The organism is Catenulispora rubra (genome assembly GCF_015356825.1).
Taxonomy (GTDB): domain Bacteria; phylum Actinomycetota; class Actinomycetes; order Streptomycetales; family Catenulisporaceae; genus Catenulispora; species Catenulispora rubra.
This window is the reverse complement of the sequence record NZ_JAACYW010000791.1, coordinates 1-405: the sequence shown is the minus strand read 5'-3', so window position 1 is coordinate 405 and position 405 is coordinate 1. Positions and strand designations below refer to the sequence as shown.

The window sequence follows — 405 nt, the reverse complement described above, 5'->3', positions numbered from 1 at the left end:
CGCCGCAGGCGGAAGCCGACCCGGGACCGGCCGACCTCGGAGCAGATCGTCGAAGTGGCAGACCGATTCGCTGGCTGGTGCCGACAGCACGGCCGAGGTCCCCTGCCGGACCAGGACTCGGTGTACTCCCTCGTCGACCAGTGGATCTCCGGCAACCCCGCGGCATGGCGGTACGCCTGTTCCCCGCACCGTATCCGCACCGTGGCCGTGCTCCTCACCGACGAGTTCATCCCGGAGTACACCCGGGAGATGCTCGCTCTGCTTCCGCACTGGGTCACCTGGTGCGCCGAGAAGACCGGCCTGGACCTGGAACGCACCACGCTCGCCGTCGACGCCGCGAACCAGGTTGGCACGCTCGAAGCCGTTCACGCACTGGCTCGGCCCGAAGCCACCGCAGTGCGCATC

The 405-nt window shown here is 69.4% G+C and carries 1 protein-coding gene; it reads left to right on the top strand.

The genetic code is table 11. The annotated features are described in order from the left end of the window. Positions 1-120: 120 nt before the first annotated feature. A partial coding sequence (locus tag GWK61_RS55440) for a hypothetical protein (RefSeq protein ID WP_194922397.1) occupies positions 121-405 on the top strand: 285 nt, incomplete at its 3' end.